The sequence below is a fragment of the Streptomyces sp. NPDC107454 genome (assembly GCF_055582885.1).
Map to the genome: position 1 here is coordinate 135,477 of NZ_JBVJPA010000019.1, position 21,349 is coordinate 156,825.

Annotated in this window: 20 protein-coding genes and 1 riboswitch; of the genes, 14 read left to right on the forward strand and 6 right to left on the reverse strand. The window is 70.8% G+C overall.

The window, feature by feature from the left end; all coding sequences use genetic code 11:
- The first annotated feature begins 17 nt into the window (after positions 1–17).
- Positions 18–178, forward strand: a riboswitch (cyclic di-AMP (ydaO/yuaA leader).
- A gap of 12 nt (positions 179–190) precedes the next feature.
- The gene (locus tag ACZ69M_RS40075) at positions 191–955 is read left to right on the forward strand and encodes a M23 family metallopeptidase (protein ID WP_067375294.1); all 765 of its coding nucleotides are present in this window, start codon (positions 191–193) and stop codon (positions 953–955) included.
- A gap of 210 nt (positions 956–1,165) precedes the next feature.
- Positions 1,166–1,861 (forward strand): GntR family transcriptional regulator, encoded by a 696-nt coding sequence (locus ACZ69M_RS40080; RefSeq protein WP_470057857.1) that lies wholly within the window; start codon positions 1,166–1,168, stop codon positions 1,859–1,861.
- Between the two features lie 183 nt (positions 1,862–2,044).
- On the opposite strand, the gene ACZ69M_RS40085 is transcribed toward ACZ69M_RS40080, so the two are convergent.
- Positions 2,045–2,326 carry an HPr family phosphocarrier protein gene (locus ACZ69M_RS40085; RefSeq protein ID WP_054229914.1) on the reverse strand — a complete coding sequence of 94 codons (282 nt, stop codon included), beginning with the start codon at positions 2,324–2,326 and terminating at the stop codon, positions 2,045–2,047.
- Between the two features lie 178 nt (positions 2,327–2,504).
- Here ACZ69M_RS40085 and ACZ69M_RS40090 point away from each other — a divergent pair, with 178 nt between their 5' ends.
- The 4 genes from ACZ69M_RS40090 to ACZ69M_RS40105 all read left to right on the forward strand — a co-directional run bounded on the left by ACZ69M_RS40090 (position 2,505) and on the right by ACZ69M_RS40105 (position 7,935).
- Positions 2,505–5,324: a bifunctional acetate--CoA ligase family protein/GNAT family N-acetyltransferase gene (locus ACZ69M_RS40090; protein ID WP_470057859.1), complete on the forward strand. Its 2,820-nt coding sequence runs from the start codon at positions 2,505–2,507 to the stop codon at positions 5,322–5,324.
- 127 nt (positions 5,325–5,451) lie between these two features.
- Positions 5,452–6,039: a DUF5998 family protein gene (locus ACZ69M_RS40095; protein WP_470057860.1), complete on the forward strand. Its 588-nt coding sequence runs from the start codon at positions 5,452–5,454 to the stop codon at positions 6,037–6,039.
- Complete coding sequence (locus tag ACZ69M_RS40100) at positions 6,039–7,226, forward strand: alkaline phosphatase family protein (RefSeq protein WP_470057862.1); 1,188 nt, start codon at positions 6,039–6,041, stop codon at positions 7,224–7,226. The genes ACZ69M_RS40095 and ACZ69M_RS40100 overlap by 1 nt, the downstream gene beginning before the upstream one ends.
- A 61-nt stretch (positions 7,227–7,287) precedes the next feature.
- On the forward strand, positions 7,288–7,935 hold the full coding sequence (locus tag ACZ69M_RS40105; RefSeq protein WP_470057863.1) for a thymidine kinase: 648 nt from the start codon (positions 7,288–7,290) through the stop codon (positions 7,933–7,935).
- A gap of 20 nt (positions 7,936–7,955) precedes the next feature.
- On the opposite strand, the gene ACZ69M_RS40110 is transcribed toward ACZ69M_RS40105, so the two are convergent.
- Positions 7,956–8,759: a VOC family protein gene (locus ACZ69M_RS40110; protein WP_470057865.1), complete on the reverse strand. Its 804-nt coding sequence runs from the start codon at positions 8,757–8,759 to the stop codon at positions 7,956–7,958.
- A gap of 323 nt (positions 8,760–9,082) precedes the next feature.
- On the opposite strand from ACZ69M_RS40110, the gene ACZ69M_RS40115 reads away from it, so the two are divergent.
- A complete protein-coding gene (locus ACZ69M_RS40115) occupies positions 9,083–9,934 on the forward strand; it encodes a sulfurtransferase (RefSeq protein ID WP_470057867.1) in 852 nt (283 codons plus the stop codon).
- Between the two features lie 85 nt (positions 9,935–10,019).
- Here ACZ69M_RS40115 and sepH read toward each other — a convergent pair whose 3' ends face one another.
- Entirely contained in the window at positions 10,020–11,075 is a 1,056-nt protein-coding gene (sepH, locus tag ACZ69M_RS40120) for a septation protein SepH (protein ID WP_097224578.1), read from the reverse strand.
- Positions 11,076–11,546: 471 nt separating this feature from the next.
- Between sepH and ACZ69M_RS40125 the strand changes: the two genes are divergently transcribed.
- Complete coding sequence (locus tag ACZ69M_RS40125; RefSeq protein ID WP_470057869.1) at positions 11,547–12,314, forward strand: hypothetical protein; 768 nt, start codon at positions 11,547–11,549, stop codon at positions 12,312–12,314.
- On the opposite strand, the gene ACZ69M_RS40130 is transcribed toward ACZ69M_RS40125, so the two are convergent.
- Positions 12,238–13,557 (reverse strand): D-arabinono-1,4-lactone oxidase, encoded by a 1,320-nt coding sequence (locus ACZ69M_RS40130; protein ID WP_470057871.1) that lies wholly within the window; start codon positions 13,555–13,557, stop codon positions 12,238–12,240. The two genes, ACZ69M_RS40125 and ACZ69M_RS40130, sit on opposite strands and share 77 nt — an antisense overlap.
- Positions 13,517–14,755 carry an MFS transporter gene (locus ACZ69M_RS40135; protein ID WP_470057873.1) on the reverse strand — a complete coding sequence of 413 codons (1,239 nt, stop codon included), beginning with the start codon at positions 14,753–14,755 and terminating at the stop codon, positions 13,517–13,519. Before ACZ69M_RS40135 ends, ACZ69M_RS40130 begins: the two co-directional genes overlap by 41 nt.
- Before the next feature lie 188 nt (positions 14,756–14,943).
- On the opposite strand from ACZ69M_RS40135, the gene ACZ69M_RS40140 reads away from it, so the two are divergent.
- Positions 14,944–16,071, forward strand: a complete 1,128-nt coding sequence (locus ACZ69M_RS40140; protein WP_470057875.1) for a ferrochelatase — start codon at positions 14,944–14,946, stop codon at positions 16,069–16,071.
- A gap of 8 nt (positions 16,072–16,079) precedes the next feature.
- Positions 16,080–16,895, forward strand: coding sequence for an inositol monophosphatase family protein (locus ACZ69M_RS40145; protein WP_470057877.1), 816 nt, complete (start codon positions 16,080–16,082; stop codon positions 16,893–16,895).
- Positions 16,896–17,032: 137 nt separating this feature from the next.
- Here ACZ69M_RS40145 and ACZ69M_RS40150 read toward each other — a convergent pair whose 3' ends face one another.
- Positions 17,033–17,206, reverse strand: coding sequence for a hypothetical protein (locus ACZ69M_RS40150; protein WP_165854003.1), 174 nt, complete (start codon positions 17,204–17,206; stop codon positions 17,033–17,035).
- Between the two features lie 417 nt (positions 17,207–17,623).
- On the opposite strand from ACZ69M_RS40150, the gene ACZ69M_RS40155 reads away from it, so the two are divergent.
- The 4 genes from ACZ69M_RS40155 to ACZ69M_RS40170 all read left to right on the forward strand — a co-directional run bounded on the left by ACZ69M_RS40155 (position 17,624) and on the right by ACZ69M_RS40170 (position 21,205).
- Positions 17,624–18,277, forward strand: coding sequence for a response regulator transcription factor (locus ACZ69M_RS40155; protein WP_010983842.1), 654 nt, complete (start codon positions 17,624–17,626; stop codon positions 18,275–18,277).
- Positions 18,278–18,283: 6 nt separating this feature from the next.
- Positions 18,284–19,531, forward strand: a complete 1,248-nt coding sequence (locus ACZ69M_RS40160) for a sensor histidine kinase (RefSeq protein WP_352051145.1) — start codon at positions 18,284–18,286, stop codon at positions 19,529–19,531.
- Between the two features lie 392 nt (positions 19,532–19,923).
- Positions 19,924–20,220 carry a DUF4193 domain-containing protein gene (locus ACZ69M_RS40165; RefSeq protein WP_003997302.1) on the forward strand — a complete coding sequence of 99 codons (297 nt, stop codon included), beginning with the start codon at positions 19,924–19,926 and terminating at the stop codon, positions 20,218–20,220.
- A 13-nt stretch (positions 20,221–20,233) separates the two neighbouring features.
- Positions 20,234–21,205, forward strand: a complete 972-nt coding sequence (locus ACZ69M_RS40170) for a hypothetical protein (RefSeq protein WP_470057880.1) — start codon at positions 20,234–20,236, stop codon at positions 21,203–21,205.
- Positions 21,206–21,349: the final 144 nt, after the last annotated feature.

A 21,349-nucleotide genomic window follows, 5' to 3' on the forward strand; every position in this document is an offset into this window, starting at 1 on the left:
GCCGCGCCCGCGGCACCGGACAGTCATCGCCGAGTCCCCGTACGGCGCGAGCCAGGGGAGCCGGGGACCCACACGTAGTCCCTGGGGTGAATCGGACGCCCTCCCTGGAGGGAGTCCGTAGGAGACCTTCCTGCTCCGAACCCGTCAGCTAACCCGGTAGGCGAGAGGGAAGGAAAGGATCAGCCTCTACATGGCGTTCACCTGTGGCCCCGGGAAACACCGCCGTCCGAGCCGCGTGAAGCGCTCCACCACGAACGCCGTCGGCGTCGCCGCGCTCACCACCACCGGTGTCATCGGAACCCTGGCCGCCCCGGCACTCGCCGCGGACGCCTCCGTCGAGCAGACCGGGCTGACCCAGGCCGTCACCCTCGGCGACAACGTCGCCGCCCAGATCGACGCGCAGGCCGCCGCCCAGCAGCGCGCCGCCGACGAGGCCGCCGCGCGCAAGAAGGCCGAAGAAGCCGCGCGCAAGAGGGCCGCCGAGGAGGCGAAGAAGGAGCGCGAGGCCAAGGAGCGTGCCGCCCGCGCCGCCGAGCGCAAGCGCCTCAACACCTTCGTCCTGCCGATCACCGGCTCGTACATCTCCACCGGCTACAAGACCGGCGGCAGCCTCTGGTCCTCCGGCAGCCACACGGGCGTCGACTTCCATGCCGCCTCCGGGACCTCGGTCCACGCGGTCGGCTCAGGCACGGTCGTCACGGCCGGCTGGGGTGGCGCGTACGGCAACCAGATCGTTCTGAAGATGCACGACGGCACCTACACGATGTACGGCCACCTGTCGTCCATCGGTGTCTCCGTGGGGCAGACGGTCACTCCGGGCCAGCAGATCGGCCTCTCCGGCTCCACCGGGAACACCACCGGGCCGCATCTCCACTTCGAGGCCCGCACGACGGCGGAGTACGGCTCCGACATGGACCCGGTCGCCTATCTCCGCTCGCACGGTGTGAACGTCTGACGTTCGCACACCCCGAACGTCCGACGACCGGCGTCAACACTTCCGAAGCCCCGGCCCCCCAGCCGGGGCTTCGTCGTTTCGAACGGCTGTCTGTCCAAAAAATATCCATGGATTCCGGCCCGCCATCGGAAATTCCGGTTCTCTGCAATAGAGTCGCTGAACAAGCGTCAATCGACCGCGTTTCGCGGGGATTAAGGCGGAGGTCCGGTCATGCGCATTCCCGCGCACTCGGTATGCACGGCGATCCGTGACGACATCGTCGCGGGTGTCTACGAGCGCGGCAGCCGGCTCACCGAGGAACTGCTCGCGCGCCGCTACGGCGTCTCGCGGGTCCCCGTGCGCGAGGCGCTGCGCACGCTGGAGGCCGAGGGCTTCGTCGTCACCCGTCGGCACGCGGGCGCGTGCGTCGCGGAGCCCACCGAGCAGGAGGGCGCGGACCTGCTCGAGATGCGCATCCTCCTGGAGCCGCTGGGCGCCGCGAGGGCCGCGCAGCGGCGCACCGAGGCCCACCTCAAGGTGCTTCGAGGCCTGGTCAGACTGGGCCAGGAGCGGGCCAGGAGGGGGAACAGCGAGGATCTGCGCTCGCTCGGCAGCTGGTTCCACGAGACCCTCGCGCAGGCCTCCGGGAGCCCGGCGCTGACCTCCACGCTGGCCCAGCTGCGGCACAAGATCGCCTGGATGTACGCGGTCGAGGCGCCGGTCAGTCCGGCGGAGTCCTGGGCGGAGCACGGCGGGATCGTGGACGCGGTGGCGCGCGGCGACAGCGAGCGGGCGCGGGCCGTCACGGCGCTGCACGCCGAGCGCGCGACGGCCGCGCACCGGCTGCGTTTTCCCGGCGGGGGAGATCGTCCAGAGCGTGTGAGGACTTCGCAACATCCCGTAAACATGACGGGCGTGCGTCATTAACACCGGCGCCGTATACAAAGAGGGGTAATTCGCGGGGGATTATTTCTGCTGCCCGCAATGAGAAAAAGCGAAGGGCCCGCCCGATGTTTTCGGGCGAGCCCTTCGAATGCGTGCGGGGCGGGGTCTTTTGGTGCGAAGGCCACTCCCGCCATCAATTGAGGAACCCCGTTCGGGGGCTCTTTCTCAGACGGTCTCGGGGAGCTCCTCGAGACCCTCCGCCACCAGCTTCGCCAGCCGGTCGAGCGCGGCGTCCGCACCCTCGGCGTCCGAGGCGAGGACGATCTCCTCGCCGCCCTGGGCGCCCAGGCCGAGGACCGCCAGCATGGAGGCCGCGTTGACGGGGTTGCCCTCCGCCTTGGCGATCGTCACGGGGATACCGGAGGCCGTGGCCGCCCGGACGAAGATGGAGGCGGGACGGGCGTGGAGGCCCTCGGCCCAGCCGACGTTGACGCGGCGCTCAGCCATGTGATGCTGCCCTTCAGGTGTTCAGGGTTGTCTAGACCAGTGTTCCACAACGTGAAGCGAGTCCGGGCTGGGCGTTGTTCCCGTCCCGGACTCCGCGTCGGATCCCGGCCTGGATCCGACTTCGGTGCCCCCAGCCTGCCCCGCGCCGTTGTCGGACGCGAGCCGTACTCTGGGGCCCATGCAGACCTCGTCGGACCGGCACGAGTACCCCTCCCACTGGGAGGCCGACGTGGTGCTGCGCGACGGCGGCACCGCCCGCATCAGGCCCATCACCGTCGACGACGCCGAGCGGCTGGTGAGCTTCTACGAGCAGGTCTCGGACGAGTCGAAGTACTACCGCTTCTTCGCGCCCTACCCGCGCCTGTCCGCCAAGGATGTCCACCGCTTCACGCACCACGACTTTGTGGACAGGGTGGGACTCGCGGCCACGGTCGGCGGCGAGTTCATCGCCACCGTACGCTATGACCGTATTAATGCCGATGGTCGGCCCGCCTCGGTTCCCGCGGACGAGGCCGAGGTCGCCTTCCTCGTGCAGGACGCCCACCAGGGCCGCGGCGTCGCCTCGGCCCTCCTCGAGCACATCGCGGCCGTCGCCAGAGAGCGGGACATCCGCCGTTTCGCCGCTGAGGTACTGCCCGCCAACACCAAGATGATCAAGGTGTTCACGGACGCCGGGTACCAGCAGAAGCGGCACTTCGAGGACGGCGTCGTACGCCTGGAGTTCGACCTCGAACCCACCGACCGCTCGCTCGCCGTGCAGCGCGCGCGGGAGCAGCGCGCCGAGGCGCGGTCCGTGCAGCGACTGCTCGCGCCCGGCTCGGTCGCCGTCATCGGAGCGGGCCGCACTCCCGGCGGGGTGGGACGCAGCGTTCTCGACAACCTGCGCGCGGCCGGTTTCACCGGGCGGCTGTACGCCGTGAACAAGGCACTCCAGGAGAAGGAGATCGACGGCGTCCCGGCCCACCGCTCCGTCCGCGACATCGCCGAGCCCGTCGACCTCGCGGTCGTCGCCGTGCCCGCGCCGTACGTCCCCGAAGTCGTCGCGGAGTGCGGCGAGCACGGGGTGCAGGGCCTCGTGGTCGTCTCCGCCGGGTACGCCGAGAGCGGCCCCGCCGGACGCGAGCGCCAGCGCGCACTCGTCCGCCAGGCGCGTACATACGGGATGCGCATCATCGGGCCGAACGCCTTCGGGGTCATCAACACCTCCCCCGAGGTGCGCCTCAACGCCTCGCTCGCGCCCGAGATGCCGCGCCCCGGGCGGATAGGCCTGTTCGCCCAGTCCGGCGCGATCGGGATCGCGCTGCTCTCCCGGCTGCACCGGCGCGGCGGCGGCGTCACCGGCGTGACCGGCGTGTCCACCTTCGTCTCCTCCGGAAACCGGGCGGACGTGTCCGGCAACGACGTACTCCAGTACTGGTACGACGACCCGGACACCGACGTCGCCCTGATGTACCTCGAATCCATCGGCAACCCGCGCAAGTTCACCCGGCTCGCCCGGCGGACGGCGGCCGCCAAGCCGCTGGTCGTGGTCCAGGGGGCGCGGCACGCCGCCGCTCCCCAGGGGCATGCCGTACGGGCCACCCGGCTGCCGCACGCCACCGTGTCCGCGCTGCTGCGGCAGGCCGGGGTGATCCGGGTCGACACGATCACCGAGCTGGTCGACGCGGGGCTTCTGCTGGCCCGCCAGCCGCTCCCCGCGGGACCCCGGGTGGCGATCCTCGGTAACTCGGAGTCCCTGGGGCTGCTGACGTTCGACGCGTGCCTGGCCGAAGGGCTGCGACCGCTTCCTCCGCTGGATCTGACCACGGCGGCCTCGGCGGAGGACTTCCACCGGGCGCTGACGAAAGCCCTTGCCGATGACAGGTGCGACGCCGTGGTGGTGACCGCCATACCGGCCGTGGGGGAGACGCCGGCCCAGGACGCGGCTCTGGCTCAGGCCCTCCGATCGGCCTCGGCCTCGGCCCCGGCGAAGCCGGTGCTCGTGGTGCACGTCGAGCTCGGCGGGCTCGCGGAGGCCCTGTCCGCGGCGGCCAGCACCGCGCCACAGGCGGCGTCCACGGCACCCGGCGCGGGCCAGGCACGCCGTCCCGCCGAACGCCCGGCCACCGCGGTGGGCGGCGCCTCGGAGGCGAGCCCCCGGCTCATCCCCGCCTACCCCGCCGCCGAGCGCGCCGTCCGCGCCCTCGGCGAGGCCGTGAAGTACGCCCAGTGGCGGCGCGAGGTGGCCGACCCCGGCAAGGTCCCCGAGTACGAGGACATCGACGAGAAGGGCGCCGCCGAGCAGATCGACGGGCTGCTCTCCCGGGGCTCGGGACTGACACTCGCCCCCGAGGACGCCTGCCTGCTGCTCGGGCGGTACGGCATCGACGTACACCGGGCACTGCCCGCGCCGACACCCGGCGAGGCCGCCGCGGCCGCGCGCACCCTCGATTACCCCGTGGCCCTCAAGACCACCGCACCGCACCTGAGACACCGTGCCGACCTGGGCGGCGTACGCCTGGATCTGACGGACGAGGCGCAACTGAGGAGGGCGTACACGGAGTTGACCGACCTCTTCGGAGCGCCGGAGGTGCTGCGCCCGGTCGTGCAGGGCATGGCGCCGCGCGGGGTCGACACGGTCGTACGGGCCGTCATCGACCCGGCGGCCGGGGCGGTGCTCTCGTTCGGCCTGGCCGGAGCCGCGTCGGAGCTGCTCGGGGACACGGCACACCGGCTGGTTCCGGTCACCGACCGGGACGCGAGCTCGCTGGTCCGGTCGATCCGGACGGCGCCGCTCCTGTTCGGCTGGCGTGGCTCGGCGCCGGTCGACACCGTGGCCCTCGAAGAGCTGATGCTGCGCGTCTCGCGGCTGGTCGACGACCACCCGGAGGTCGTCGCCGTCTCCCTGGAGCCGGTGGTGGTCGCCCCGCGCGGCCTGAGCGTGCTCGGCGCCACCGTGCGGCTGGCCCGCGCCCCCGTCCGCGACGACCTCGGCCCCCGCACGCTTCCCGTCGTCTGAGCCGTACCGGTCCAGTCGTCCGAGCCGTGCCGGCGCCCGCCGCTGTCGAGGATTCGTTCTGATCCGTCCACGACAGACACCCGCGAGCGGTGCCTCGCAGTCAGTGGGCCACCGTAGGATGGACGTCATGGCCAAGACCAGTACGACGACCCAGGGGCTGCGAGCGGCGATCGAGCGCAGCGGCTACTACCCGGCCCTCGTGGCCGAGGCGGTGGAGGCCGCGATCGGCGGCGACACCATCCGGTCGTACCTGGTCCACCAGGAGACGACGTTCGACGCCAACGAGGTGCGCCGGCACGTGACCGTGCTCGTCCTTACCGGCAACCGCTTCATCGTGAGCCACACCGACGAGCAGAACGCGGACACGACCTCACCGACGCCCTACGCCACGACCTCGACCGAGTCCGTGAAACTCGGCCGGATCTCGTCGGTCGTCGTCAGCCGGGTCGTCGCCAACCCCGAGTCGTACACGCCGGGCACGCCGCCCCGCGAGGTCGTCCTGACCATCGGCTGGGGCGCGGTCTCCCGCATCGACCTGGAGCCCGCGGCCTGCGGCGACCCCAACTGCGAGGCGGACCACGGCTACACGGGCAGCTCGACGGCGGACGACCTGAGCCTGCGCGTCAGCGAGGCCGGGGACGGCCCGGAGACGGTGCGCCAGGCCCTCGCCTTCGCGCAGTCCCTCTCCGAGGCGACCGCGGACATCGCCCGCTGATGGCGCTGCCCACCTGGGACCACCCGGAACCGCTGGCCATCGATTCCGCGCCCGTCCCCGAGTACGGCGCGGGCTCGCTCGCCGATCTGCTGCCCACGCTCGCCGCCGGCATGGGCGTCCCCGGCATGACCACCGCCATACCGGAACTGACCGAGGCCGACCGGAACTGCGTCTTCCTGATCGACGGTCTCGGCTGGGAGCAACTGAAGGCGCACCCGGACGAGGCCCCCTTCATGAGCTCCCTCCTCGGCAGCTCGCGCGGCGGCACCGGACGCCCGATCACCGCCGGTTACCCGGCGACCACCGCGAGTTCCCTGGCCTCCGTCGGCACGGGCCTGCCGCCCGGCGCGCACGGCCTGCCCGGCTACACCGTGCGCAACCCGAGGACCGGTGAGCTGATGAACCAGCTGCGCTGGAGTCCCTGGACGGAACCCCGCGCCTGGCAGCCGTACCCCACCGTCTTCCAGCTCGCGGACGCGGCGGGTGTGCACACGGCCCAGGTCACGTCCCCGACCTTCCAGAACACCCCGCTCACGAAGATCGCCCTGAGTGGCGGAACGTTCCACGGGCGGCTGTCCGGCGAAGAGCGCATGGACCTCGCGGCCGAACAACTGGCCGCCGGCGACCGCTCGTTGGTGTACACCTACTACGCCGAGGTGGACGGCAAGGGCCACCGCTTCGGCGTCGACTCGGACCCCTGGCGCGGTCAGCTGATGTACGTCGACCGCCTGGTCCAGCGCCTCGCGGAGCAACTGCCGCCGCGCTCGGCGCTGTACATCACCGCCGACCACGGCATGATCGACATCCCCTTCGACGAGCAGCACCGCATCGACTTCGACGAGGACTGGGAGCTGCGCGCGGGAGTCGCCCTGCTGGGCGGCGAGGCCCGGGCCCGGCATGTGTACGCCGTCCCGGGTGCCGAGGCGGACGTCCTGACCTGCTGGCGCGAGGTGCTCGGCGAGCAGTTCTGGGTGGCTTCACGCGACGAGGCGATCGCGGCGGGCTGGTTCGGGCCTCAGGTCGACGAACGGGTGTACGCCCGGATCGGCGACGTCGTGGCGGCGGCCTGCGACGACGTCCTGATCGTCGCGACCGAGCGGGAGCCGAAGGAGTCGGCGATGGTCGGCAACCACGGTTCGATGGCGCCGGTGGAGCAGCACGTTCCGCTCCTGGAAGTGCGTACCTGACGCTCCCCGCCCAGCTCTCCTCCGCCCGCCTCCCTTCTTGCCGAAAGGTGCTCAACTCCCCATGCCCGAGCTGGTGTTCTTCTCCGGAACGATGGACTGCGGGAAGTCGACGCTGGCTCTCCAGATCGAGCACAACCGCTCGGCCCGGGGCCTGCAGGGCATGATCTTCACGCGCGACGACCGCGCGGGGGAGGGCAAGCTCTCCTCGCGCCTCGGCCTGGTCACGGATGCCGTGGAGGTCGCGGACGACCAGGACCTGTACGGGTACCTCGTCGACCACCTCTCCCAGGGCGGCCGGGCGGACTACGTGATCGCGGACGAGGCGCAGTTCCTGGCCCCCGGCCAGATCGACCAGCTGGCCCGGGTGGTCGACGACCTGGGGGTCGATGTCTTCGCGTTCGGCATCACCACCGACTTCCGCTCCAAGCTCTTCCCCGGCTCCCAGCGCCTCGTGGAGCTCGCCGACCGGGTCGAGGTCCTCCAGGTCGAGGCCCTGTGCTGGTGCGGTGCCCGAGCCACCCACAACGCCCGCACGATAGGCGGCGAAATGGTCGTCGAGGGCGCCCAGGTGGTCATCGGCGACGTCAATCAGGCGGAGGACATCGGCTACGAGGTCCTGTGCCGTCGACACCACCGGCGCCGGATGACGGCGGCGACGGCCCGCGCGAGCGCCCTCTCACCCGACGTACTGCCGATCGCCTCCGCCTGACTCTCAGCGCGCAGCGTGCGTCATCGCTCGGTGCGGATCACCGAGAACACCGCGCCCTCCGGGTCCGCCACCGTGGCCACCCGTCCGTAGGGCGAGTCGTGGGCCGCCTTGAGGAGGTGTCCGCCGAGGTCGGTGGCCTGGGTGACGGCCTCGTCCACGTCCGCGACCTCGAAGTACGTCAGCCAGTGCGGGCCGCGGTCGCGGGGCAGGCCGTGGCCGACGCCGTGCATGCCCGCCACCGGGCGGCCGGCGACGTGCAGGGTCATGTAGTCGAAGTCGGCCGAGACGACCGGCTCCGGCTCGTGTCCGAAGACCCCCTGGTAGAACTTGACGACGCTCTCGGTGTCGCGGGTCACCAACTCGATCCAGGCGGGGGTGCCGTGCACCCCGTGGAGCGCCGTGCCCAGGTGGGCCGCCGCCTGCCAGACCCCGAAGACGGCGCCCGTGGGGTCCGAGGCGATCAGCAGCCGCCCGGCCTCTCCGGCGTCCAGGGGACCCACGCCCACGGTGCCGCCGCAGTGCCGTACCGACTCGGCGGTGTGGTTCACGTCCTCCGAGGCGAAGTACGGCGTCCAGGCGATCGGCAGATGCCGGTCGGGTGGCATCTGGCCGATTCCCGCCACCTCGTGGCCGTCGAGCAGGGCCCGCGCATACGGGCCGAGCTGCCGCGGGCCCGGCTGGAACTCCCAGCCGAACAGCTCTCCGTAGAACTCCTGGGTCGTGGCCATTCCGTGCACCATCAGGCTCACCCAGCAGGGCACGCCGGGTGCGTGCCGAGCGTTCGTGGTGCCGTTCGGGCCGGCCGACTCCCGTGCCTCGGTCATCGTCACTCTCTTCTCGGCCCCTCGCGGTGGCCGTTCACCTTCCGCCTACCAACCGCGTACCGCAATCGCGCGCGTGCACGCCCCGTGCCGATGCTCGCACCACCCGTCACCCTGCGCGCCCCGGCGGCGTCATCGTGTAGTGGTCCACTGCCGGAGAATGCCCGATGAGCCGTTTCCCATCCGTTTCCGCGCGATTGCCGGGGAGTGTCCATCGGCTGTACAGCATGTGCCCGATCCCGTACGCCGGGTGATCGGACCTGTCCGGCCGAGCAGAGTAGCCGGACCTGGACGCCGGGGCCACCCCGTACGCAAGGATGGTGGCCATGAACGCCATCATCTCCGCATCCGAACTCGCGAGCGATCTGGTGGGACCGAACCCGCCGGTCGTGCTCGACATCCGCTGGCAGCTCTCCACGGCGACAGCCGCCGGAGCCGCCCCCTTCGACGGCCGGGCCGCCTACGCGGCAGGGCACATCCCCGGCGCGGTCTTCGTCGACCTGGATGCCGAACTGGCCGGGGAGCCGGGCGAAGGCGGCCGCCATCCGCTGCCCGACCTGGAGGTCTTCAGCGAGGCGATGCGGGCCGCCGGGGTGTCCGCGGACCGGGATGTCGTCGTGTACGACGGCGGCGTGGGCTGGGCCGCCGCGCGGGCCTGGTGGCTGCTGGGCTGGACGGGGCATCCGTCGGTGCGCGTGCTTGACGGCGGGCTGGCCGCCTGGAGCGGGCCGGTGTCCTCGGAGGTCCCCGAGCCCACCCCCGGAACCTTCGAGCCGGTCGCGGGCTCCCGGCCGCTGCTGGACGCGGACGGGGCCGCCGCGCTCGCCCGTACGGGGCTGCTGCTCGACGCCCGGGCCGGGGAGCGCTACCGGGGCGAGGTCGAGCCGATCGACCCCGTGGGCGGGCACATCCCGGGTGCGGTCTCGGCGCCGACCACGGAGAACGTCACGGAGACCGGCGAGTTCCGGCCATCGGGTGAGCTCGCGGAGCGCTTCAAGTCCCTCGGCGTGACCGGCACTTCGGAGGTCGGCGTCTACTGCGGTTCGGGCGTGTCCGCCGCCCACGAGGTGCTGGCGCTCGCCGTCGCGGGCATCCCGGCCGCGCTGTACGTGGGTTCCTGGTCGGAGTGGTCGCGGGACAGCGGTCGTCCGGTCGCGGTGGGCCCCGACCCCCAGTAACGGTACGTCGCGGTGGGCCCCGACTCCGAGTAACGGCAAAGGGGCCCGCTCCAGCGTGGCGTGGGCCCCGATGCCGTACAACTGACTAGTCCTGCTTCTTTCGTCGCGTCCCGAAGACGATCTCGTCCCAGCTCGGGACCGCCGCTCTGCGGCCCGGGCGGACGCCGTCGGCCTCGGCCTGGCGGTCGGTCGCGCCGACGAGACGGTCGCGGTGGCTGCCGACCGAGCGGGGCATGAGCACGTCCGCGTAGGCGGACCCGGCACCGGCCGAGGCCGCGGGGGCCGGGGGCTCCTCCGCCTCGGGCTCGGTGGGTGGCTCCTCCGTCGCCGGAAGCTCCGCGGTGGCGGGCCGCTCGGGCACCACCATGTCGCCCCGGAAGCTGGGCACCGCTTCCAGGAGACTGGTGAGCGAGTCGCGGTCGCTCACGCTCTCCTCGATCGGCTCGGGGGAAGGCCCGGGCAGACTCGGGCGCTCCATCTGCCGGTCCAGGGCACGGTCCAGCGGGCGGTCGCGCGGCAGCCGTGCGATACGCGGGACGAACGGGAAGCTCGGCTCGGGCGCCGCGAGGTCGTCGGACTCGCCGATCAGCGAGCGCGCCTCGTCGTCGACGGCCTGGACGAGCCGCCGGGGCGGGTCGTACGTCCAGCTCGCCGAGTGCGGCTCGCCCGCGACCCGGTAGACCAACAGCACTTCCCACGTGCCGTCGTCACGACGCCACGAATCCCACTGGACGGTGTCCTTCTCGGCGCCCCGGATCAGCAGCCGTTCCTGGACGGCCTCGCCGAGCTGGGGTCCGGCGTTCTCACCAGGGCGGCGGACAGGAGTCTTCCGGGCCCGCTCGGCCATGAAGGCGCGCTCGGCGAGCACGGGGCCCTCGAAGCGACGGACCCGGTCGACGGGGATTCCCGCGAGCTGGGCGACTTCCTCCGCGGAGGCGCCGGCACGTATACGCGCCTGGATGTCTCGGGGGCGGAGATGACTCTCCACCTCGATCTCGATCTGGCCGAGGCGGGGACGGTCGCCGCGAACAGCGGCGCGCAGACGCTCGTCAATCGGAAGCGTGTACTCCGTGCTGTCCGCAGCCTTCAGCACCAGCCGTGTGCCGTCGTTAGAGACGGCCACGACACGCAGTTCGGGCATGGGGACCTCCCGGGTGGTGCCTGCCGACGTCACGTGCGTCGCTGCTTCCGCTAGTCGAGTGTGGCCTGCCCGGGTGCAGCCTGCCACAACCTTGCCGAGTTGCCCGGCGTGTCGGGCACGGGCCCGGGGTCGCCGTTATGGCACGGTTACCTATTCGCAACGCTAAGTGACGAACTCCATCACCCTGTGCAACGAGCCCCCTCCCGGCGGTCCTGTCAGGCCCCGGACACCCTGGCGGGAGTCCGGACCCAGGGCTCGCAACAGTACTCCATTCGGGCCATGTGCGTGGATCGGCACGCCGCCCAACTTCTAGTGAGGGGTGGTAGTTGGCCGTCCGCTGTGCCGTATTGGTGACCTTGAAACGTGTCGTACTTCACGGAATCGCCAGAAACGGAACTAAACGTTTCGCCCGTCCGTCCCTTTCTCGTGCAAGCGGTCGAGAAGTACGGGAAAGGCAGGCAAGGTCCGGGGATGCGCGAGAGGTCGGATACCGGCGAGGAACCGGGGGCAAAGGAAGGGGCACCGAGGAGGAAGCGGGTGGACCTGAGCCTTCCGCAAGTTGCGGGCAGCGCCGTGGCCGCGGTGGTGGCGGCCAAACTCGCCTCCTACTTCGGGGTGTACGGGACGATCCTGGGCGCCGGAGTGGTCAGCGCGATCGCCACCTGCGGAGGCACCGTCTTCCAGCACTTCTTCAAGCGCACCGGCGAACAGCTCCGTGATGTCACGGTCCAGGCGAAGCCGAAGCTGGGGCAGGCTCCGGTACCGGGGGCGTTCACCGAGGGCACCGTCTATCGCGCCCGGGTCAAGAGCTGGAAGCGGCCGGTGGTCGCGGCGGCGCTCGTCTTCGGCGTGACGATGGCGGGGATCACGACGTACGAGCTGGTGTCGGGGCAGAGCTTCAGCGGCGCCGGCACGAGCACCACCGTCGGTGACGCCCTCAAGGGCAGTGGCTCCGGCTCCCATTCAAGGCCCGGCACGACGCCTTCGAGCGGGTCCTCGTCGAGTGAGCCGTCGGCGACCGACGGCACTTCCGGCGCCGAGGACGGCGCCGGGGCCGGCACCACTCAGGGTGACGGCCGTGCCACGTCCCCTGCACCGACGCCGAGTTCCGGTGCCGCTTCGCAGGCACCGGCCGACACCCCGGCGCCCACGGACGGTTCGTCTACGAGCCCAGCACCCGACGCAAGTAGTCGTTCCCAAAGCGGCGATCCGGGTCAAGACGGTCCCGCAGCGCCGTGAACTCGCCGAAACGCGGATACACCTTCGAGAAGTACTCCGCGTCGCGGGTGTGGACCTTGCCCCAGTGCGGGCGGCCCTCGTGCGCCGTGAAGATCCGCTCGGCCGCGGTGAAGTACGCCTGATAGGGCGTACCCCTGAACATGTGGACGGCGATGTAGGCGCTCTCCCGCCCGGACGCCGTGGAGAGCGCGATGTCGTCCGCGGGGGCGGTGCGCACCTCGACGGGGAAGCTGACCCGCAGGGACGAGCGGTCGACCATCGTCTTCAACTCGCGCAGCGTCTCGACGAGCGCCTCGCGCGGAACGGCGTACTCCATCTCCACGAAGCGCACCCGGCGCGGAGAAGTGAAGACCTTGTAGGGAATGTCGGTGTAGGTCCGCGCGGACAGCGCCCGGCTGGAGATCTTGGCGATCGCCGGGATGGTCGCGGGCGCGGCACGGCCGACCAGATTGGCCACCTGGAAGACCCCGTTGGAGAGAAACTCGTCCTCGATCCAGCCGCCGATCTGCCCGATCGGCTTCTCGGGGCCGGCGCTGCGGTTGTTGCGCTTGGTGTTGCAGTTGCCGGTGTGCGGGAACCAGTAGAACTCGAAGTGCTCGTTCTCGGTGAAGAGTTCGTCGAAGTCGGCGGTGACCTTGTCGAAGGTCATCGGCTCCTCGCGGGCCGTGAGCAGAAAAATGGGCTCTACGGAGAAGGTGATCGAGGTGACGATCCCCAGGGCGCCGATGCCCACCCGGGCCGCCGCGAAGACATCGGGGTTCTCCGCCTCGGAGCAGGTGAGGAGCGAACCGTCCGCGGTGACCAGCTCAAGTCCCTTGATCTGCGCGGCGATCGAGGCCGAGTCGCGGCCCGTGCCGTGCGTTCCGGTGCTGGTCGCGCCCGAGACCGTCTGCTCCATGATGTCGCCCATGTTCGTGAGCGACAGCCCCTCGCGCGCGAGAGCCACATTGAGACGCTTGAGCGGGGTGCCCGCCTCAACGGTGACGGTCCCGGCCGCGCGATCAATATTGCGGATGCCGGTCAACAGTTGAGGGCGGATCAACACGCCGTCGGTCGCGGCGGCGGCGGTGAAGGAGTGCCCGGTGCCGACGGCCTTGACCCTCAGACCATCGTCGGCAGCCTTGCGTACGGCCGCGGAGAGCTCCTCGACCGAAGCGGGGGTGACCTCCCGTACGGGACGGGCGGTGACGTTCCCCGCCCAGTTACGCCACGTGCCGCTCTTCCCGCTCACTGTGGTGCTCATGGGTCCCCTCCCGCTGCGGAACCGGCCTGCTCAACCGGCGATACCCGAGGAATCCGACCGCGACCGCGACGGCTCCGGACACCGCCGGAACCCCGTACCCGGCCTTCGCACCGGCGGCGTCGATCACCCAGCCGGCCACGGAGGAGCCGAGCGCGACCCCGACCGCGAGTCCGGTGCTCACCCAGGTCATGCCCTCGGTCAGTTTCGCGCGTGGTACGTGCTGTTCGATGAGGGACATCGTCGTGATCATCGTGGGAGCGATGGACAGGCCCGCAACGAACAGCGCCACGGCCAGAAACGGCAAGTTTCCGACCAGTAGCAGGGGGATCATACTCACGGCCATGGTGCATATGCCCAGCAGCCACCGACGTTCGGGCGCCCCCTTGAAGTGCAGCAGTCCGAACACGGCTCCCGCCGCGCAGGAACCCGCCGCATAGAGGGCCAGAACCACACTCGCGGCGCCCTTGTGGCCCTGCTCCTCCGCGAAGGCCACGGTGACCACGTCCACGGCCCCGAAGATCGCTCCGGTCGCCACGAACGTGGCCACCAGGACCTGGAGTCCGGCCGCGCGCAGCGCCGAACCGCTGGTGTGGTGCTCACGCGGGTGCGGCACGGGCTCGGTCGCGCGCTGGGAGGTCAGCCAGAAGACGCCCACCGCCAGGAAACAGGCGGCGAGCAGTGGCCCGGCCTCAGGGAACCACACCGTGGACAGGCCGATGGAGAAGATCGGCCCGAAGATGAAGCAGATCTCGTCCACCACGGACTCGAACGAGTACGCGGTGTGCAACTGCGGGGTGCCTCCGTAGAGGGCCGCCCAGCGGGCCCGGATCATCGCACCGATGCTCGGGACACAGCCGATCCCGGCCGCGCAGAGGAACAGCACCCAGTCCGGCCACTCGAAGCGCGCGGCCAACAGCAGCCCGGCGGCCGCCACGAGCGCGAACAGGGTGACGGGGCGCAGCACCCGCCGCTGGCCGTGCAGGTCCACCATCCGGGAGACCTGCGGGCCCATCACCGCGGCCGCGAGCGCCATGGTCGCCGACAGCGCGCCCGCGAGCCCGTACCGCCCGGTGAGCTGGGAGATCATCGTCACCACGCCGATGCCCATCATCGACAGGGGCATCCGGCCGAGGAAGCCCGCGGCGGAGAAGCCCTTGGAGCCGGGGGCGGCGAACAGGGCGCGGTACGGGCTGGGCACGAAGGGTCTCCGGTGGGCTCGGCCCGGCCGCACGGTCACTGCGTGCGGCCGGACTCCGGTAAGGCGTGTAGATGGCCGATACAGCTTACGGGTTAGGTGACCCTAACGCACTACCTCGCGCACTTCCCGATTCCGCTTGTCATGTGGCTGTTGTCCGGCTGTCAGCGGCGGATGGCAGGATCGGACCCATGCCAGATGTGCTCGATGCCACCCCCTACGACGCCCTGCTCCTGCTCTCGTTCGGCGGCCCCGAGGGCCCGGACGACGTGGTTCCGTTCCTGGAGAACGTGACGCGGGGGAGAGGCATCCCCAAGGAACGGCTGAAGGAAGTGGGGCAGCACTACTTCCTGTTCGGCGGGGTCAGCCCGATCAACGACCAGAACCGTGCCCTGCTCGACGCCCTCCGCAAGGACTTCGCGGACCACGGCCTGGACCTGCCCGTGTACTGGGGCAACCGCAACTGGGCGCCGTACCTCACCGACACCCTGCGCGACATGGTCGCCGACGGCCGCCGCCGCGTCCTCGTCCTCGCCACCAGCGCGTACGCCTCGTACTCGGGCTGCCGGCAGTACCGCGAGGACCTCGCCGGCGCCCTGGCGGCCCTGGAGGCCGAGGGCCTGGAGCTGCCGAAGATCGACAAGCTGCGGCACTACTTCAACCACCCCGGCTTCGTGGAGCCCATGATCGAGGGCGTCCTGAAGTCCCTCGCCGAACTCCCCGAGGACGTACGGGCGGGCGCGCATCTCGCTTTCACCACGCACTCCATCCCCATCGCGGCCGCCGACACCTCCGGCCCGGCCGAGGATCACGGCGACGGCGGCGCCTACGTCGAGCAGCACCTGGACGTGGCGAAGCTGATCGCCGACGCCGTGCGCGAGGAGACCGGGATCGAGCACCCCTGGCAGCTCGTGTACCAGTCGCGCTCCGGAGCCCCGCACATCCCGTGGCTCGAGCCCGACATCTGCGACCACCTGGAGGAGCTGCACGGGGCCGGGGTCCCGGCCGTCGTGATGGCCCCCATCGGGTTCGTCTCGGACCACATGGAGGTGCTGTACGACCTCGACGCGGAGGCGACGGCCAAGGCGGCGGAGCTGGGCCTGCCCGTGCGCCGCTCGGCCACCGTGGGCGCCGACCCCCGCTTCGCCGCGGCGATCCGCGACCTCGTCCTGGAGCGTGCCGCGACGGAGAACGGGCTCCAGGTGACACCCTGCGCCCTGGGCGCGCTCGGCGCGAGCCACGGCCTGTGCCCTGTGGGCTGCTGCCCGGCCCGCGCCCCCAAGCCCGCCGCCGCGGGCGCCGACAGCCCATACGCCTGAGGAGCCCCTTGATCGAGCCCCTGCACGCCGAACTGCTCCAGCTCGCCCACGACGCCGCCCGCCGTGCCGGCGAGCTGCTGAGGGACGGCCGCCCGGCGGACCTCACGGTCGCCGCCACCAAGTCCAGCCCGATCGACGTCGTCACCGAGATGGACATCGCCGCCGAGAAGCTGATCACCGACCTGATCTCCCAGCACCGCCCCCACGACGGCTTCCTCGGCGAGGAAGGCGCCTCCAGCGAGGGCACCAGCGGCATCCGCTGGGTCGTCGACCCGCTCGACGGCACGGTGAACTACCTCTACGGGCTGCCGACCTGGGCTGTGTCCATCGCGGCCGAACAGAACGGCGAGACCGTCGTCGGAGTCGTCGCGGCACCGATGCGCGGCGAGACCTACAGCGCCGTGCGCGGCAGGGGCGCCCGGGCCAGCGGGGCCTGGGTCGGCGAGCGCCGGCTGTCCTGCCGCCCGTCGCCGCCCCTGGACCAGGCCCTGGTCTCGACCGGCTTCAACTACGTGACCGAGGTCAAGGTCCACCAGGCCGAGGTCGCCCACCGGCTGATCCCCCTGCTGCGCGACATCCGGCGCAGCGGTTCGGCGGCCGTCGACCTGTGCGACGTCGCCGCGGGCCGCCTCGACGGCTACTACGAGCGCGGTCTGCACCCCTGGGACCTCGCGGCGGGCGACCTGATCGCCCGTGAGGCGGGCGCCCTGACCGGTGGACGCCCCGGAGAGCGCCCCGGGGGCGCTCTGGCGGTCGCGGCCTCCCCGGGCGTCTTCGAGCCCCTCCAGCGGCTTCTGGAGGAATTCGGCGCCTGGCACGACTGAGGACACCCACCGTTCCCGCTCCGTACGGCACCCGCTGCTCCCGGCGCGTACAGCGGCTACGGGATTCGGTACGCACAACAACGGAGCGGGGCCCCGGCACTGGATCGATGCCGGGGCCCCGCTCTCGTACGAACTGCTCAGACGCGCGACGCGCCGACCTCCACACCGTGCTCGGCGGCAAGGCGGCGCAGGTCCTCGAGCTCGGCCTGCTCGACCTCCGCGAGGAAGTCGTCGCCTGTTTCGCGAGCCCGCGTCAGGTCGGACTCGGTCGCCCTTATGCGCTGCAGAAGTCCTGCGGTGAATGCGTCCATGCTGCGCCCCCTCGTCCTGGGTCGTGGGTCGGTGGCACGGGGGTGTGCCGTTGGGAAGGGGCGATCACGTCTCCAGAGGGTGCCCAGCGCTGCCCGGGCTGGGCGGCGACGGTGCCGGACACCCACGCCCGCTCTGCGGAAGCGGTTGGACGTACCACAAGGTGGCTTGCCACATGCAGAGCGTGATCGCGGGGTGTAAAGCCGTCCTACCCCCCGCTCCCTTCCGTGGAAACCTCAACCCGGCGAGAAAATCTCGCATTCCCGGGCCCCGAGACCGTCGTACTGGTCGCCTCTCACCCGCCTTACAGCCGGTTTATGGCCGAAAAGGGCAGGATGGAGGCCTCACCCATGACAGACCCCCCTGCTCACGTGTGCCGAAGAGGCGCAACGCGGGTGGACAGAGGAAGGACAAGCGACGTGCGCGTACTCGTCGTCGAGGACGAGCAGCTGCTCGCCGATGCGGTGGCCACCGGACTGCGCCGGGAGGCCATGGCCGTCGACGTCGTGTACGACGGTGCGGCCGCCCTGGAGCGCATCGGCGTCAACGACTACGACGTGGTGGTCCTCGACCGCGACCTCCCGCTCGTGCACGGCGACGACGTCTGCCGCAAGATCGTCGAGCTCGGCATGCCCACGCGCGTGCTGATGCTCACCGCCTCCGGCGACGTCAGCGACCGTGTCGAGGGCCTGGAGATCGGCGCCGACGACTACCTCCCCAAGCCGTTCGCGTTCAGCGAGCTGACGGCACGCGTGCGTGCTCTCGGGCGTCGTACGAGCGTGCCGCTGCCACCCGTCCTGGAGCGCGCCGGGATCAAGCTCGACCCCAACCGGCGCGAGGTCTTCCGCGACGGCAAGGAGGTCCAGCTCGCGCCCAAGGAGTTCGCCGTCCTGGAGGTGCTGCTGCGCAGCGAGGGCGCCGTCGTCTCCGCCGAGCAGCTCCTGGAGAAGGCCTGGGACGAGAACACGGACCCCTTCACCAACGTCGTCCGCGTCACCGTCATGACCTTGCGCCGCAAGCTCGGGGAACCCCCGGTCATCGTCACCGTGCCCGGCTCCGGGTACCGGATCTGATCCGCGGTGGCCACGACTCCCGCGCCCCCCACGGCGCCTCCGAAGCCCACCTGGGACCCCAGAAGGGCGGAGCCTCCGTTCCCCTGGCTGCGTCCGACCATCCGGATACGGCTCACGCTGCTGTACGGCGGCATGTTCCTGATCGCCGGCATCATGCTGCTGTCGATCATCTATCTGCTCGCGGCGCAGGCCCTGAACACGGGCGCCGAGCCGCTCTTCAAGATCGTCAGTGGCACGTCGATCAAGGTGAGCAGCGACAACTGCCCCGCCGTCCAGGCGGGCAACCTGTCACTCGACGAGTTCAACGTCGCGATCAGCAACTGCATCGACCACCAGCGTCAGACGGCCCTGGACGACCTGCTCAGCCGCTCCCTGCTCGCCCTGCTCGGCCTCGCGATCATCGCCTTCGCCTTCGGCTACGCGATGGCGGGCCGCGTCCTGTCGCCGCTCGGCCGGATCACCCGCACCGCGCGCGCGGTGGCGGGCTCGGACCTGTCCCGGCGGATCGAGCTGGACGGCCCGGACGACGAGCTGAAGGAGCTGGCGGACACCTTCGACGACATGCTGGAGCGGCTGCAGCGGGCCTTCACCGCCCAGCAGCGGTTCGTCGGCAACGCCTCGCACGAACTGCGCACCCCGCTCGCGATCAACCGCACGCTCCTCGAAGTGCACCTGTCCGACCCCGGAGCCCCGGTGGAGCTCCAGCAGCTCGGCAAGACGCTGCTCGCCACCAACGAGCGCAGCGAGCAGCTCGTCGAGGGACTGCTGCTGCTCGCCCGCAGCGACAACCAGATCGTCGAGCGCAAGCCCGTGGATCTCGCCGAGGTCGCCACACAGGCCGTCGACCAGGTGCACGCCGAGGCCGCGGCCAAGGGTGTGGCGATCCGCGGGGAGCGCGCCGCGGCGGTCGTCCAGGGCAACGGCGTCCTGCTGGAGCGGATCGCCCTGAACCTCGTCCAGAACGCGGTGCGGTACAACGTGCCGGACGACGGCTGGGTCGAGGTCACGACACAGGTCCAGCACGGCCAGGCGGTACTGGTGGTCACGAACACGGGTCCGGTGGTTCCCGCGTACGAGATCGACAATCTTTTTGAGCCTTTCCGGCGGCTGCGCACGGAGCGCACCGGCAGCGACAAGGGCGTGGGCCTCGGCCTTTCCATCGCCCGGTCGGTGGCCCGCGCACACGGGGGCCATATCGCGGCAGAGCCGCGCGAGGGGGGTGGGCTCGTGATGCGCGTCACCCTGCCCATCTGAGAACATGTCGCGGACACGCGGCGATGTTCGCTTTGCGCGGAATTTTCTGGTCGCCCATCCGGGAGACTCGTGTGTGATCGATCACAAGGGCGAATTTCTGGCCATCTACTCTCCGTGGTCACGCAGGCTGTCGTAAAGCCGGGAAAATCCGGGTTTTCGGGGGTCTAGATCACGGGAAGTACACGGTGGGACGCCTTTGAAGTGGGCCCTTCGGACCGTGTACGGTCCGCATCGCCATCCAAGCCGATCACTCATGAGGAGTCCGGTTGGGTGTCGATTGAGTAACAGACCTTGATGTGAGGCAAAATCTCCGCCTCAGGTCGGGCACAAGTCCGGCCTCTCACGCGTTACGTGCGCTGAGACACCGCAGACACCCAGAGGGGGAGAGCGACATGGCAACGGATTACGACACCCCACGCAAGACCGACGACGACGTCGACTCGGACAGCCTTGAAGAACTGAAGGCTCGCCGGAACGACAAGTCCACGTCGTCTGTCGATGTAGACGAGTTCGAGGCCGCAGAAGGCCTGGAGCTTCCCGGAGCGGACCTCTCGAACGAGGAGCTGGCCGTCCGGGTGCTGCCCAAGCAGCAGGACGAGTTCACTTGCATGAGCTGCTTCCTGGTGCACCACCGCAGCCAGCTGGCCCGCGAGAAGAACGGTCAGCCGATCTGCCGCGACTGCGACTGAGGCAGGGTCGGCCGTGACTGGCTCGACCCCACCTTGGAAGCGCCGCTTCCCTTCACGGGCAGCGGACGAAGGGCCCTCAGACGGCCCTGAAGGCGTGCGTGACGACGAGCGGGGCTCTTCCCGACCAGGATCAGCCTCGCTCGAGCGGGCGCCCGCCACAGCGCCGACAGGCGCCTTCGAGCGGGCCGGCATGGTGAAGCCGGCCGGCGATCCGGAACCGTCCGACGGTTCGGTTCCGGCGGACGTCGCCGTTCCCGCCACCGGCCGCCGTGCGGCCGGCCTTCGGGACGGGGTCAGAAAGGGCGTCCAGAAGGGCGGCAGCAGGGCCAAGGCGGGCCTGTCCCACCTCGCCGACCGGATCATCGACATCGCGCCGCGCGTACCCGTACGGGACCTGGCGACCCTCCGCAGGCAGTTCCCGGGACTCACCCCCGAACAGCTCGCGGACAAGCTCGTCGTGGGTGCGGCCAACGCGACGTCCACGGTGGGCGCCGGGATCGGCGCCGCCGCGATGCTGCCGGTGCCGCCCGCGATGCCGACCGAGCTGGCCGCGGAGATCACCGGCGTCGCCGCGATCGAGCTGAAGCTGATCGCCGAGCTCCACGAGGTCTATGGCCTTCGGCCGCCGGGCAACCTCAAACAGCGCAGTACCGGGTATCTGAACTCCTGGTCCTCCGAGCGCGGGATCGACGTGACCAAACCGTCGACGATCAACGCCGCGTTGGGCGGCCAGATGAAGCGTGAGCTGCGCCAGCAGATCATGAAACGCATGGTCCGGGATCTGCCGAACCTGATGCCGTTCATGGTGGGCGCGGCGGTGGGAGCGGTCATGAACCGCCGGGACACCAAACGCCTGGCGGCGCGTATCCGCAAGGACCTGCGCAAGTCCCAGGTGCCGTGGGACGCGCTTGCGGAGCTGCCGCCCCTGGAGAAGCCGGCGGATCCCCTGCGGATGGGGGAGATCCCCAAGGAACTGGGGCACTGAGCCCCGCCCGGCACCGCCCGCCCGCCGAGTCGGGACGAGCGACGGGGCAGGGGCACCGGCTCGTGAGGATCTCCGGCTCGTGGGGGTCACCGGCTCGTGGTGGGCCGGGAGCACTGGATGTGGAGGCGCACTGCCTGTGGAGCG